We start from the raw sequence: 12,628 nt of genomic DNA on the forward strand, positions 1-12,628 counted from the left end.
CTGAACCCCGAAGAAACACAAGCCCGGAACCCGCGAAAAATCAGGCTTTTTTCTCTCGCAAACTATTGACGGTCAATAGTTTGACGGGTAGAATATAGGCATTGGTTGAGTAGGAGTTTCAACATGGCAGATCAAGGCACTTTCGACTTTGGCCCGGATGTTCCCCGGAGCAGCGTGGCTCTGAAGCGGGACTTCCACGGGTTCGCTCAGTTCCGGGAAGACGAGCACAGCCCTTGGGTGTTCTATGTGTGCGGCTTCGACTCCACCGTGACCGGCGAGGCTGGCCAATGCACCGTGTTGCGTGCCGATGGCGGCCGCGAGTGCGTGCCCATCGACGCCGAAGACCGCATCACCATCGCCGGGCGCAAGTACGGCCGGCAGCACTGGAACCATTGAGGACTGCGCCATGCGTTTCCATCGGTATGGCAAGTACGAGTTCCGCGACACCGAGCGCAAGCGCGCCGCTTTCGCGCGCAAGCAGAAAGCCGAGCGCGAGGCCCTTCCTCTGTTCGCTGACCAAGTGGCGGCCGAACAGATCGACGTGGACGAGGAAATGACGGCTCGCCGGCTGCAATGGGAGCGTCACCAAGCCATTGATCGCAAGCGCCGGGCAGACAAGTGGCGCGAGGCACGGCGGCGTCTCAACGACTACCAGGGGTCGGTGCGCAGGGCCTTGCTGGCCTACTGGCAGGGGTGCAAGTGGCCAGCCGATCCGAGCTACTTCCTCTCCATGCTGCACATGTACGACACCGGCCGCCTCTCTCTCGACATCCCGAAGGCTTGAACCATGCACATCCTGATCGACCACCTGACACAAGCCGCATCGTTTTACCGTGGCCAGCTCCGCGCCTCTCCGCGCGCGGTGGCTTACCTGAAGTCGCGCGGCCTGCGGGGCGACATCGCCGCCCGCTATGGCTTGGGGTATGCCCCGGCCGGTTTCCAGGCGCTGCGCGAGGCATTCCCGAGCTACAACGACCGTGCCTTGGAGAAGGCTGGGCTGGTGGCGGTCAACGACGGCGGCCGGCGCTATGACCGCTTCCGCGACCGCATCATGTTCCCCATCCTCGATGACGCAGGCAGCGTGATCGGGTTCGGGGGCCGCGTGCTCGAAGGCGACGGGCCGAAGTACCTCAATTCACCGGAAACCGAAGTCTTCCAGAAGGGGCGCGTGCTGTTCGGGCTGACCCAGGCGGCCGAGGCTATTGCCGCGACCGGCACCGCCTATGTGGTGGAGGGATACCTGGATGTCGTCAGTCTGGCCCAACATGGTGTGCAGAACGCCGTGGCAACGCTGGGCACGGCTACAACAGGCCAGCATGTGGAACGGCTGCTGGGCTTGGCCAAGCGCGTGATCTTCTGCTTTGACGGAGACGACGCCGGCAGACGGGCGGCTGCGCGCGCCCTGGACGTGTGCCTGCCTCATGTCACCGACGCGGCAGACGTGAGTTTCCTTTTCCTTCCGCGCGACCACGACCCGGACAGCTACGTGCGCGCTAAGGGTGGGGACGCCTTCAACGACTTGGCCTTGGAGGCTTCGAGCCTCGAAGGCTTCTTCCTGGCCAGCGCGATGCAGGGTTGCCAGTTGGAGTACGCCGAGGGCCGGGCGCGGCTGGTGGCCACGGCTGCGCCGCGTCTCCAGCAGATCAATGCACCGGCAATGCTGCGCCGGATTCTGACCGCCATTGCTGGGCCGTCCAAGTTTTCCGTGGGCGAGCTGATCGACTTATGCGGTTTGGAAAAAAACATGCTTTTAACTATTGACCGTCAATAGTTCTATGGTAGAATTCAACTCATCGGCAGCGGATGGACGGCCGATGAACCCCGGAAACAACTGTGAGCAGACAGTGGGGCACTGAACCGATCTTTCGCACGCGAAAGGGACGATCCACCGAAGACCATCATCAACATGACTTAGGAGCTTTGACCATGCGTACTACCGTTTATGCCCGCCTCTTTGACCGACTGGCCGACTTGATCCCCAGCCTGCAATCCGCCCGCGCTGGTGCGGTTTTCTGCGCCCCTCCGCGAATCCCTGACGACATGGCCGTGTATTGCCACATTGCGGCCGTCGAGGGTGACATGCGCCTGATCGAGCTGGCCGACGACAACCAGAAGAAGGGCACGGTAATGCCTGCGCCGTGGCTCAAGCTGCGTGTGGATATGGCCAACAAGCTGGCCGAGGTACTGGAGATGGAAGACACCTTCGGTTATCAGGTGATCTACACGGGCGGCAGTGCGGTGAATCCGCGCCGCGCCCAAATCAACATGTTCGCTATGAACTGGCTGCAAGTCATGGTGAATTTTGAGCTGTGCTTCCAGCCTGCCGACGTGTCGGTGGCGGCCTGATCGACAACCAGGGAAAGGACGAACGATCATGAAAACCATCGCTATCGCCAACCAGAAGGGTGGAGTCGGCAAGACCACTGTTGCCCGCAACCTGGCTTTCTTCGCCATCGAGCGCGGCTTGCGCGTCCTGTGCGTTGACCTCGATCCGCAAAAGAACTTCAGCAAGACCCTCCGGGCGCTGCGCGAGCGTACCGTGGGCGACCAGGGCGACGAGCTGCAATCGCTGACCGGCAGCGCCTTGTTCGACGGAGAGGCCATCGAACTGCAACCGCTTCCGTGCGGCGAGTCCGCTGCGCTGGTGGCTGCTGACCGCGAGCTGGTGGACGTGGCCAGCCGCCCGCTGGAAGACCTGCACGCCCCGCGCGCTGCGCTGGCCAAGCTGGCCAAAGACTTCGACGTGTGCATCATCGACACGGCCCCGACGCTGGGAAATCCGCTGTATGCCGCGCTGATCGCCGCTGACTTCGTGGTGTGCCCTTGCACGATGGATCAAGACGCCATCGACGGCCTGGGCGACCTGTTTGAAGACATCGCGCGCGTGCAGCAACTGGAATGGAACGCCGACCTTGTGACGCTGGGCCTGCTGGCCAACCGCGTCAATACCCGCCGCGCCTTCGACCGCAACGCCCTGGAGCAACTGCGCGACGAGCTGGGCGAGGTGGTGATGGAAGGGGTGCTTTACGACCGCGCAGCCACGCAGTACGCCAAGGATCGGCCGGTGTGGCGCGTGCAAAGCGGCGAAAGCCAAATCCTGGCCGCCCGCGAAATGAAAGCGGTGTGCAACCAGATTTTCGACAAAGCCGCGATCTAAAAGGACAAGGACATGACCGCAACCGCAACCAACAAAAAGCCCGGCCTCAACCTGGGCAAGCTGTCCGCCGTGGCTCAGATCGCCGTCAAGCCGGTACAGCCGGCCGACGCAGAAATCGAACTGGCGCGCATCTACAGCGTCAAGCAGGTTCGCAAGACGTTCCGCAACCTGGAGGAACTGGCCGAGAGCTTCAAGCTGAACGGCATCATCGAGCCGCTGGTGGTGCATGAAGAAGCTGACGGCCGCTACCGCATCATCGTCGGGGAGCGCCGCTACCGCGCCGCGCCGCTGGCTGGTCTGGTCAAGGTGCCCGTCATCATCAAGAAGGGCCTCACCGAGCTGCAAATCCGCCGCTTGCAAGTCACGGAGAACAACGACCGCGACGACCTGACCGCCTACGAGGAAGCAATGGGCGTGATCGAGGATGTGGAGCTGTACGGCACCAAGGAAGCCATGACGATCTGGAACCGTGGCGAGGCATGGGTTAGCAAGCGCATGGCTGTGCGCCGCTATGCAGACCCGGTGCGCGAGCTGCTGGAGAACGATCTGTGCGGTGACTTCGAGGTGCTGCACTGCCTCAACCAGATTTACGACATCGAGGAAACGCGCACCGAGTTCTACCGCCTGCGTCACCGCATGAACGAGGGCCTTCCCTTGTCGCGCGACGAGGCCCGCAACACGCTGGCCAGAATGAAGGCGTGGAAGCAGCAGCAAGACGAGCTGGCCCAGCGCCGCATCGAGCTGGAGAACACCAAGAAGGCCGGCGACAAGGCCCCGGAGAAAACCCCCGCATGGCTGGAAGAACAGCGCAAGCGGGATGCCGAACGGGCGGCCGGTGGATCGAATGCCGGCGACGGTGCCGACGCGGACGACCAGGACACCGCGACGGCTCCAGCCGCTACCTCGGGGCGTGGCCAGCAAGCCCTCCCGACGATGGAGCTGACCCCGGAGCAGAAGGCCGCCGCCGAGAAGGAGCGCGCCAACGAAAAGCTGCTGTCGCTGCGGGAAGAAACCTTCGAGTGGGGCGAAGCCAATCAGGCGCAGTTCTTCAGCATGAAAACCCACATGACCACGCTGGGCCACGACATGCACGAAACCGAGTGGGTGCTGTGGCAGGGGTTCTTGGCCATGACCTTGCCGATGCTGGAAGGCATCGGCCCGGAGCGGGCAGTCATGTACCTGAAGAAGCTCCAGGGCGAGCTGAAGGACAAGACCCCGGCGCAGTTGTGGGAGGAAATGCACCCCGACATCGAGGGCGCTGGCCGGAATGCCTCTCCCGACATGCCGGACGGCTGGCGTTTCTGACCCTCTCCTGAAGGCGGCCGCTGGCCGCCTCTTTTCAACTTTCGCGCGCGAAACCGCGCTGATGTACCGGATGGCCCCATGAGACTGAAACGCCTTACCCCGCAAGCCTTCGACCGAACCGCCGCCGACACCCGCTTGGGCGAACAAGCCCGTGAAATGGCGCGGGCCGTTCTGGTGGATGGCCGCGCCCAGGTGGACGTGGCCACCGAGCACGGGATGACCAAGCAGCGCGTGAGCTTGGCCGTTGCGGCCATCGAGCGGGCCTACAAGAAAGCCACCACGCCGGGCGTGAGTTCCATCCGTGTGGAGCTGGATCTTCCTGAAACTTTGGCGCTTGAGCTGGCGGCTTTGGCCGAGGCGATGAAGGGGTGCGACGACGTGGCCAAGTCCGCCGAGGCGCTGGAGAAGGCCACTACGGCCGTGCGAAAGGCCACCAAGCTCTTGAAGGCTGCGCCATGACCTGCACGATCAACCAAGACGAGGCGCAGGGTGCTCCCTTGCGCCTTTGTCGTTTATAAACGATAATCTAACCATGTTCACCGTTCGGCACTACATCACCGAGGACGAGCACGACCCGTTTCAAGAGTGGCTGAAGAAGCTACGCGACCCGATTGCAAAAGGCCAGGTGGTCAAGCGGGTGGGCCGCATCGAGGCGGGCAACTTTGGCGATCACAAGCCCTGCCGCGAAGGCGTGTGGGAGCTGCGAATCGACCAAGGCCCAGGCTACCGCGTCTATTACGCGATGGCGGGCGCGGTGGTGGTTCTACTGCTGTGCGGCGGTGACAAAGGCACCCAGGACGCGGACATCGAGCGCGCCATTGGGCATTGGAAAGACTGGCAACGGAGGTCAGCATGAAAGATCGAAGCCATGACGAAGCAATGGCCGAGCTGTTCAAGGAAGACCCGGCTTTTGCGGCCGAGTACCTGAACCAGCTTCTCCAGGATGGAGAACCGGCCGATCTACTGGTGGCGCTGCGCCAGATGGCGCAAGCGCGCGGTGGCGTGCGCGCTATCGCCAAGGAAACCGAGCTGAATGCCAACCAGCTCTACCGCACGCTGTCGCCCCAGGGCAACCCGGAGCTGCGCAGCCTGTCGGCCGTGCTCAAGGCGCTGGGCCTGCGCTTGGCGGTGCAGCCTGTCGGCCAGCACCATGCAACGGCATGAATCGGAACGCACAAAAGAAAATGCCCGGCGAGCAGGCCGGGCACTTCAAGACCATCATCAACCCCTAACGGATCAACCCGCTTGGCAGCAAGAGACACATAAGGAGCAATGAATGTCTAATCATACCACAGACAGCGAAACGGCAACACTTTTTCCACTCGGGCGATCAGATGAGCCGGCAGGTGGGAACATCCTGGCCAGCGCCGTGCAACCCGACCTGTTTGTGGTGCTTGAGGCGATCCATGATTGGCCCGTCAAAGATGATGTGTCCTCGATGGAATACCCCATCTTCTCCCTGTCGAAGAACCGCGACACCCGCATCCGCGTCTATTCGCGCGCGGGCCGGAGCATCCGCATCATCCCGTCTGCCGTGGGCGCGGCTACGGTGTTCGACAAGGACATCCTGATCTACTGCATCAGCCAGATCGTGCGAGGGCACGACGCCGGCATCAAGACCTCGCGCCGCGTCCGCGTGGACGTGTACCCGTTCCTGCTGGGCACGCGCCGCAGCACCGGAGGCGCCGCCTACGAGCGCGTGGTGGACATGTGCCGGCGCTTGAAGGGCACGACGATTGAAACGAACGTCAAGACGAACGAGAAAGAGCAACTTGAAGGCTTCGGCTTGATCGAGGACTACCGGGTGACGACCTGGACGAAGAACGGCAAAGGCGCGCTGGAACTGGAGCTGACGATTTCCGAATGGCTCTACCGGGCCGCAATGGACTTCGACATCCTCACGCTGCACCCCGACTATTTCAGCCTTGGCCAAGCCCTGGAGCGCCGGCTGTACGAGCTGGCCCGCAAGCACTGCGGTGACAAGGCGTGGTGGGAAATCGGCCTTCCGTTGCTGCTGGAGAAGACGGGCAGCTCGCAGACCCTGCGCCGCTTCAAGCAGGAGATCAAGGAAATCGTGGAGCGCGACCCATTGCCCGACTACCGGATGTTCCTGGACGAGTCCGTGAAGCCCAACAAGCTGGTCATCATGACCCGAGACAACGCCAAACTGGTATGCGAGGCCAACAAGGCTGGCAAGCTGTCTTGGGTGTCCTACTTCTTGCAAAAAAAGCTGTCCTGATCCCCATGCAGAGGCTCGCCGCGCTGCCCCAGCTTGGCCACGGGCAGAGCCTCAACCGCCCATCGTGGCCCCCTGGCCAGCGCCGGCCCGGACTCGTCTATCGGCGTACATTTCGCCTTCTTGCCAAACTACGCGAATTCGTCTATCGCGGTACGGTTTATTCGTCTATCGCCGCACACCTCTGCGCGACAAAACTACCGAAAAACCCGCGTCAGCATTGGATTTTTAGCCCGGCAGCATCAAAAAACGGCTTTTTTGCTGCCACGCTGAAAGCATCCGGTTCGCCTCGAAACACTCGTCTATCGGCGTACATTTGGGCACTTATCCACAGAAAACGCGGTCGTTTCGTCTATCGCCGTACAAACACTCGTCTATCGCGGTACGTTTTTTTCGTCTATCGCCGTACAGGGTTGTCGTCTATCGGCGTACATACCGCATGAAAAAATCCTTGCGCAACAAGGACTTACGGCCGCTTATCCACAGCGTAACACGCGCGCGCGATTTAACGCCTTTTTATTTAACGTTTTAACGCTACGGCCTCACCCCAAATCGTGCGCGCCGTTGGCGCGAGTGCTCACAAAGCCCGGCTGCGCCGGGCCGGGGTGCTCCACCGCCCTGCAACCACGGTCTAAGCGGCTCAGGCCGTCCGCAAGCGGCCGTCCTGACCTGCCCCGCAAGCGGGGCACCCTACGGGCGCTAAGACACCGGATAAATCACGCCCGCCGCGTCCTACGGCCGCGCCGGCCGCTCAACCGGGCGCGCAGCGCGCCGTGGAACACCGTCCCTGCTACACAACCGTCAAAAAGTCTTCAAAAGGGAGGGGCGAAGCCTTCCGCGATGGGCATGAAGGCTTAGAAGGGCTGAAATGGCAGCGCAGGAGGCCCGTCACGGCGTTTTCTGACCCTTGGCCAGCCCTGACCCCTCGGACACTCGGAAAAATCGCTTGTAGCGCGTTCTGTGCGGTCGGTTTTCTGGCTGAACAGCTCATGCTAACGGCTGGCCAGCCGCTGCTCCACTGCGGCCGCCTCGATGCGGGCCGGATGCCCTGCCGGCGAAAGTGAACACGATAGACGAATCACTGCCCGCGAAGGCTCTGTTTCCGGGGCTTGGCGGCCGATTTCGAGTGCCAACACGCATGAAATCGGCCTGATCCTGGCCAACTTGCCCATTTTTCCCGGCCTGGAGCCATTCGAGGCTCGGGCCGACGCGCCCGATTCGTCTATCGGGGGCTTTTCTAGAAGGACGGCCGCCGAGGTGGCCACCGACCCGCTTCCACCACCAGCTCGACGCCCGGCCCGCCGAAGGCAAGCGCGACGGCGGCCGATCCCGGCCGGCACTTCGCCTGTTGCGTTTGTTGTTTTTTACTGTAAAATACAACATACAACAACAAACAACACAATCAACCGAAAGGAGCCTGTCATGGCAAGCGAAGCGATCATCACGGAAGAACTGATCTGTAAAGCCGCCGAACAACTGGCGGCCGAGGGGATGCGCCCGACAAACGAGACGGTGCGCGAACTGCTGGCGAAGTGGACGAGCACGAAGGGCGGTAGCTACGCCACCATCGGCCCGGTGCTGCGCGCCTGGAAGGCCCGCCGCAAGGCGGCCGAGTCGGCCGAGCCGGTACGCGAAGCCGCGCCCCAGGTTGTGCTCGACAAGGTGCAGGGCTGGGCTTCGGACATGTGGGGCGTGGCACTGGAGCTTGCCAATGGTCGCTTGGCCTCCGAGCGTGAATCTCTGGAGCGGGTGCGTCAGGAACTCGAAGCCGAGACTGCGGAGGCGCTGGCCCTGGCCGAGAAACGCGAGGACGAACGCGATGAGGCGCGCCGGCAAGCCGCCGAACTGACCGACCAACTGGCCAGCCTTCAGGCCGACGTGGCTGCACAAACCGAGCGAGCGGCGGCTGGGGAAGCGCGGGCGGCCGAGCTGGAGAAGCGGGCCAACGAGGTGCATGACGACCTGAAGGCTGAACGGGCGCGACGCGATGAAGCGGAGGCCGCACGCCGGACGGTGGAAGCCGAGCTTTCCACCCAGCGCGCGGACGTGGCCCGACTCTCCCAGCAAGCGGCAGACTTGGAGCGCGAGCTGGCCCAGGTTCGCGGTGAACTTGCGCGAGTGCAGGAGCAAGGAGCGGCCGAGCTGGCGGCGGCGCGGAAAGAGCACGCCGAAGGGGTGGCTGCTCAACGTGCCCAGCATGATGCCGAGGTGGGGCGACTGAAAGATGCTCACCAGCAGGCATTGCACGACCAGAAGCAGCGCAGCGTGGAGGTCATCGGCAAGCTGGAGACTTCCAAGCAGCGCATGGAGGCCGAGCTGGACGAGGCGCGCAAAGAGGCCCGTGATGCGGCCGCCCAACTTGGCCGGGTGACAGGGGAACTCGACGCGCTGCGCAGTCAAGTCGCCAGTCAAGAGGCGACCATCCGGGGCTTCACCGCAAAGAAGGCTGACAAGACGTGATCGGCTCCGCGTGGCTGCATCTGGCCAGCTTCGCGGTCATGCTGGTGGCGATCCGCGCCGTCCGGCGCTGGACGTGGCTGTACGCCCTGTCGGTGCTGCCCGGCACGCTGGCCCATGAGGCTATGCACTGGCTGGCCGGCTGGCTGTTTGGTGCGCGCCCGGTTTCCCTGTCGATCCTGCCGCGCCGGATGCCTGACGGCGAGCTGCTGCTGGGGCGCGTGCTGTTCATGCGCCTGCGCTGGTGGAATGCGGTTCCCGTGGCGCTCGCGCCCTTCCTTCTCATTCCGTTGAGCGCCGGCCTACTGTGGCATTCCGCTGGCTGGCTCGCTCTCGCATGGCCCAGCCTTGGCCTGAAGCTCCTGGCCGTGCAATGCCTGCTGGCGACGTGGCCGAGCGGCCGCGATTGGTGGCACGCCTTGGCCGGCGCAGCCGTGGCCGGGGCGCTGACGCTCGCCGGCCTCTACCTCTATAACCGTTTGGGCTTCGCCCTGCGGTGACTTTCGCGCGCGAAAGTCTGTGCCGGCTGTTGTTGTGCTTTCATAATGAAAGCAACTTTTTTGCGTGTAACTATTGACGGTCAATAGTTTGATGGGTAGAATATAGGCATTGCTTCAGTGATGAGGCAATGCCTCGGCAGGGGTGACGGTGAGCAGACCAGACCCCAGCCGCTTAGACCATCTTCAACCCTTCCGTATAAGGAAAACGACCGTGCAAACCGCCCTGGCCAACACCACCGCCCAAGCCACGGATTACCCGCAATGGGTGATCGTTGAGAACGCCGGCACCGATGCCGAAGACGTGTGGAGTGACCACCACACTTTCAAGGCGGCGCTGAAGGAGCTGGAGAGCTGCGGCGGCACGGATAACGGCTTCGACCTGATGAAGCGCCTTCCCGATGGCACCCTGACCACGGAATTCTGACCCATGCGCTGTATCGACCTCTTTGCAGGGGCCGGTGGCTTCACCGAAGGCGCGCGCCTGGCTGGCGCGCGCGTGGTGTGGGCCGCGAACCATTGGCCGCTGGCTGTTCAGTACCACCAGACCAACCACCCTGACACTTGGCACGAGTGCCAAGACCTCCAGCAAGCCGACTGGCGCGCGGTGCCCGCGCATGATGTCGTGCTGGCTTCGCCAGCCTGCCAAGGGCATTCGAGGGCAAGAGGCCGCGAGCGGCCGCATCATGATGCGCTGCGCAGCACGGCTTGGGCCGTGGTGGCTTGCGCGGAATACCACCGCAGCCCGGTGATCCTGGTCGAGAACGTCCCCGACTTCGAGAAGTGGGTGCTTTACCCGGCTTGGCGCGATGCGCTGCGCCGGCTGGGCTACGCCGTATCGCCGCATCTGGTTGATGCGGCGGATCATGGCGTGCCGCAGAACCGACAGCGCCTGTTCCTGGTCTGCACGCGCTCTCGGCGGCCGCTGCGCTTGAGCCTGCCGCGCCGCGAGCACCGGCCTATTGCCGATGTGATCCAGTGGGATGCACACCCCTGGAGTCCGATCGTCACGCCCAGGCGCAGCGACAAGACGCTGCGCCAGATCGCGGCGGGCCGTGCTGCGCACGGCGACCGCTTCCTGATCCCGTACTACTCCAACGGCAGCGGCCTCACCGGCCGCAGCATCCACCGGCCTGTCGGCACCATCACGACCCGCGACCGCTGGGCCGTGATCGAGGGCGACAAGATGCGGATGCTTGCCGTGCCCGAGGCACGGGATGCAATGAGCTTTCCGCCGTCCTACGTCCTCCCCAACGTCCACCGCGATGCCATGCACCTGCTGGGTAATGCCGTCTGCCCCGTGGTGGCCGCCGACTTCCTCAACGAGCTGCGCCTTGCGGCTTGATCGTTTTCCTGGAGCTGCCCTATGAAACCTTCTCGCTTCCTTCCTGTGATCCTCGCCGGCCTCGCCTTGAGCTGGGCCGGCTCCGCTTTCGCCTTCAAGCCTAGCGCGCTGCGCGAGCTGGCCGAGGCCATTGAAACGGCCGCGCCTGTTGCCGTGCCTGCGGCCGGCTCCATCGAGGTGGGCTTTTCGCCCAAGGGCGGGGCCGAGGCGCTGGTTCTTCGCGTGATCGACTCCGCGAAGACCGACATCAAGGCGCTGTCCTACAGCTTCACCAGTCCGCGCGTTGTGGCCGCGCTGCTGCGCGCGGCCAAGCGCGGCGTGGCTGTCTCCCTGGTGGCCGACTACAAGAACAACATCACCGACGACCGCAGCGGAAAGGGCCGGGCGGCCCTTTCCGCGCTGGCCGAGGCCGGTTGCGATGTCCGCGTGATTTCCGCTTACCCGATCCACCACGACAAGGTGCTCATCGTGGATCGCCAGACCGTCGAGCTGGGGAGCTTCAACTACTCCGACGCAGCCGCGCGCGTGAACTCGGAGAACGTCCTGGTGAACTGGAATAATTCGGCGCTGGCCAAGGCATATCTGGCCCACTTTGATCGCAACTGGCGGCAATCCGAGCCTTTCCGTGCCCGGTATTAACAGGAACTCGGAGAACACCATGACCGTCGATTTTTTCCTCATTGATGCCCCGCACACCGTCCCCCAGGAATTCCAGGCTTGGGAGGCTGCGAAAGCGCATCACCGCGCCGTTTTTCTGCGCTGCGTGGATGCCGAAGATGGCAGCGCCGGACAATCCCGCCTCGATACGGAGGGCCGGGCCGCGAAGGCCGAGGCTGACCGCTTGGAGCAAGCCGCGCGCACGGCTTGGTTGCGGGCGAAGCGGCAGTCCGTGGAAATCCACATCAACAATGACACGCGCGAAACCCGGCATTGCTTTACCGAGCAGCCGTTGCGAATCCACGCCGGTTTCACGCACCAAGATGCGGCCGCTGGCTGGCGTCAAGTCCTCGCCTTTTCGTCCAGTCCGACCCCTGACGCCGACACCTTGGCACGGATCGAGCGGGCGAAATCTGATGCCGTCTCGCAACTGGAATCCTATTGGGCCGAGCTGGCCGACGCCACCGATATTCAGCGCGTTATCTGCCGGGGCGTTCATTACACTTGGGATGCGCTTGGCCAGGGAATCGGTTTCGGTGGGCAGGCGTTCCGTGTTGAGTGGCTGGACGCTGATCGAGAACCGACCGAGTGCAATTTGTTCGCGCAGGGTCGCATCCCGGTTTGGATGCGTGAGAAGCTGCCCGACAACGCCCGTTCCATCGAAGACTTGGGCTATCGAATTGATCCGTTTCCGGCTGTGGATGGCAGCTTGGATGACGACCCGCCGTATTAACCCCTGGGCGTCTCCCCTACGGGGCCGGGCTTTCGTGCTGCGCATCGAGCCGCCTGCGGCGTCTCGCCCCTTCGGGCATCAATCCCTGACGCCTCCGCGCCGTGCCGGCGCTGCGCGCTCCGCTTGCCGGGCCTGAAGGCCCAGCCGAGGAACTTTCGCGCGCGAAAGTTCGGGATGTGGATCTGATCCGTGGTGTGCCGGCGCTGGTGCGCTGAATCCGCTACGCGCGGGGCCGCACCCC

General features: G+C 63.4%; 16 protein-coding genes. All 16 read left to right on the forward strand.

All coding sequences use genetic code 11. From position 1 onward, the window contains the following. Positions 1–123 precede the first annotated feature (123 nt). The gene (locus IEV29_RS15960) at positions 124–396 is read left to right on the forward strand and encodes a hypothetical protein (RefSeq protein WP_188382287.1); all 273 of its coding nucleotides are present in this window, start codon (positions 124–126) and stop codon (positions 394–396) included. Between the two features lie 10 nt (positions 397–406). Further along, on the forward strand, positions 407–784 hold the full coding sequence (locus IEV29_RS15965) for a hypothetical protein (RefSeq protein ID WP_188382288.1): 378 nt from the start codon (positions 407–409) through the stop codon (positions 782–784). Positions 785–787: 3 nt separating this feature from the next. Then, entirely contained in the window at positions 788–1,771 is a 984-nt protein-coding gene (locus IEV29_RS15970; protein WP_188382289.1) for a DNA primase, read from the forward strand. A gap of 155 nt (positions 1,772–1,926) precedes the next feature. Then, complete coding sequence (locus IEV29_RS15975) at positions 1,927–2,346, forward strand: hypothetical protein (RefSeq protein ID WP_011798667.1); 420 nt, start codon at positions 1,927–1,929, stop codon at positions 2,344–2,346. 28 nt (positions 2,347–2,374) lie between these two features. After that, a complete protein-coding gene (locus IEV29_RS15980) occupies positions 2,375–3,157 on the forward strand; it encodes a ParA family protein (RefSeq protein WP_009242144.1) in 783 nt (260 codons plus the stop codon). A 12-nt stretch (positions 3,158–3,169) separates the two neighbouring features. After that, entirely contained in the window at positions 3,170–4,462 is a 1,293-nt protein-coding gene (locus tag IEV29_RS15985; RefSeq protein ID WP_188382290.1) for a ParB/RepB/Spo0J family partition protein, read from the forward strand. 78 nt (positions 4,463–4,540) lie between these two features. After that, a complete protein-coding gene (locus IEV29_RS15990) occupies positions 4,541–4,921 on the forward strand; it encodes a TrfB-related DNA-binding protein (RefSeq protein WP_188382291.1) in 381 nt (126 codons plus the stop codon). 73 nt (positions 4,922–4,994) lie between these two features. Then, complete coding sequence (locus IEV29_RS15995) at positions 4,995–5,318, forward strand: type II toxin-antitoxin system RelE/ParE family toxin (RefSeq protein ID WP_188382292.1); 324 nt, start codon at positions 4,995–4,997, stop codon at positions 5,316–5,318. Next, positions 5,315–5,626, forward strand: a complete 312-nt coding sequence (locus IEV29_RS16000) for an addiction module antidote protein (RefSeq protein ID WP_011811068.1) — start codon at positions 5,315–5,317, stop codon at positions 5,624–5,626. Before IEV29_RS15995 ends, IEV29_RS16000 begins: the two co-directional genes overlap by 4 nt. Positions 5,627–5,738: 112 nt before the next feature. Beyond that, positions 5,739–6,701 carry a replication initiator protein A gene (locus IEV29_RS16005; RefSeq protein WP_188382293.1) on the forward strand — a complete coding sequence of 321 codons (963 nt, stop codon included), beginning with the start codon at positions 5,739–5,741 and terminating at the stop codon, positions 6,699–6,701. A 1,419-nt stretch (positions 6,702–8,120) separates the two neighbouring features. Then, entirely contained in the window at positions 8,121–9,158 is a 1,038-nt protein-coding gene (locus tag IEV29_RS16010; RefSeq protein WP_150990075.1) for a DNA-binding protein, read from the forward strand. Next, positions 9,155–9,655: a hypothetical protein gene (locus tag IEV29_RS16015; protein WP_188382294.1), complete on the forward strand. Its 501-nt coding sequence runs from the start codon at positions 9,155–9,157 to the stop codon at positions 9,653–9,655. The genes IEV29_RS16010 and IEV29_RS16015 overlap by 4 nt, the downstream gene beginning before the upstream one ends. Before the next feature lie 211 nt (positions 9,656–9,866). Next, a complete protein-coding gene (locus IEV29_RS16020; protein ID WP_017510841.1) occupies positions 9,867–10,079 on the forward strand; it encodes a hypothetical protein in 213 nt (70 codons plus the stop codon). Positions 10,080–10,082: 3 nt separating this feature from the next. Continuing rightward, a complete protein-coding gene (locus IEV29_RS16025) occupies positions 10,083–10,997 on the forward strand; it encodes a DNA cytosine methyltransferase (RefSeq protein ID WP_188382295.1) in 915 nt (304 codons plus the stop codon). Positions 10,998–11,018: 21 nt separating this feature from the next. Then, positions 11,019–11,636 (forward strand): phospholipase D family nuclease, encoded by a 618-nt coding sequence (locus tag IEV29_RS16030; protein WP_188382296.1) that lies wholly within the window; start codon positions 11,019–11,021, stop codon positions 11,634–11,636. Between the two features lie 19 nt (positions 11,637–11,655). Beyond that, a complete protein-coding gene (locus tag IEV29_RS16035; protein ID WP_188382297.1) occupies positions 11,656–12,387 on the forward strand; it encodes a hypothetical protein in 732 nt (243 codons plus the stop codon). The last annotated feature ends 241 nt before the right edge of the window (positions 12,388–12,628 follow it).

Source organism: Oxalicibacterium faecigallinarum (assembly GCF_014635705.1).
Taxonomy (GTDB): domain Bacteria; phylum Pseudomonadota; class Gammaproteobacteria; order Burkholderiales; family Burkholderiaceae_D; genus Oxalicibacterium; species Oxalicibacterium faecigallinarum.